General features: G+C 31.5%; 1 protein-coding gene. It reads left to right on the top strand.

Annotated features, from left to right (window positions below):
• Nucleotides 1–396 precede the first annotated feature (396 nt).
• Nucleotides 397–1,419 carry a proline dehydrogenase family protein gene (locus tag WBG07_RS19315; protein WP_340203768.1) on the top strand — a complete coding sequence of 341 codons (1,023 nt, stop codon included), beginning with the start codon at nucleotides 397–399 and terminating at the stop codon, nucleotides 1,417–1,419.
• Nucleotides 1,420–1,462: the final 43 nt, after the last annotated feature.

Raw genomic sequence — 1,462 nt, 5'->3', positions numbered from 1 at the left:
AAGTTCCCCCAGACTTACAATAACCCTCCATCTTTTAGTATCAATTATTAATATCAAATTATCTGGTTATGAATATAAAATATCAGGACACATAACAAGCATGTAAAAACACATGTGGAGCAAATAAAGAGTCATATCATTTTGATTTTTGTGGGTTGTTACGGGGCTACAATTTAAAAATAGCTGTAGCCCTTTTTAAAAAGTTAGATGTTACATTAAAAATCCCCCTTTAATTTTAAATCTAACTACAACCAATTAAATAAACATTCGCTCCTTAGGTTGTTTTATTCTTGACAAATGATCTGTATAAATCTTCATAACGGAAAGTCTATTTTCAAAACACATTTTTTGTAAACGGATTTGATGAGATGATAACTTGAAAAAATAAGATGTTATATGAAACACTTAATTAATTATCAAAATACGCCCATCGAATTTAGTTCTAAGCTAAGTTTCAAGTCTAAAAAACCGGTATCTGTATTTCAAACACCTGGAAATATATATATTACCAAAATGGTAATTCTTTTAATTGATTGTGCTTTCTGGCTGCAAGCGCCAGTAGCGGTAGTAAGAAAAAATATTCAAGCTCAAAAACAAAAAAATACCCAGATCGTAGAAGGTATTAAACAAAAAATAAAAGAAGTATACCTTAGTAATAAATCCCGTTTAACTAGTAAGTACATCGCTATAACTAACTCAAAAACACAACAGTTTAATCAAGCTGCGCATATGATTCTTGAATTCGTAGAAAACGCAGATCATCTAAAGTTTACACCGTTTCTAGTATGCAAACCTTCCTGCATGGGAAGATCCAATCTTTTTGAAAAAATATCCAAGGGAACTTCATTATCCAAAAGAGAAAAACAAGAATGGAGCGATATTAAAGAAAGATTCAGACAAATTTGTGAAAAAGCGCAAAGTACACAATCCGCTAAAATAATTATTGATGCAGAAGAATCATGGGTACAAGATTGTATTGATGAACTAGCTATTGATCTAATGGCAGAATTCAATAAGGAAAGAGCAGTCGTATTTCTTAATGTGCAAATGTACAGATGGGACAGATTAGATTTTTTACTCTCTATCAATAAAAAAGCCAGAAAAGAAAACTTTAAAATTGGAGTTAAACTAGATAATGGCGACTACAGATCAAAAGAATGCATCAGAGCCAGAGTGAAAGGGTACCAAAGCCCGCTTTGTATTGATGATGAAACTACTGAAAAAAACCTCAATAGTGCTCTTAGATATTGCATACACTATTTAGATATATTTGAACTCTTTTCTGATATTGAAAACGATATTGATGCTAAAGTAGTAGAACAATATATGGAACGATACCAAGTAAGCAAAGAAGACTCAAGAATTTGGTTTGGATCAATTATGGGAAAAACAGAAGGTATTAGTCTATACGGAAGGTAAAGAACTCCACCAAACCGTGAAAATCGTTTGATTCGCATTTTTT

It is taken from the genome of Ascidiimonas meishanensis (assembly GCF_037782385.1).
GTDB lineage: Bacteria > Bacteroidota > Bacteroidia > Flavobacteriales > Flavobacteriaceae > Ascidiimonas > Ascidiimonas meishanensis.
Note: the sequence above shows the minus strand (reverse complement) of the source record. Positions and strands in the feature narration are given on the sequence as shown.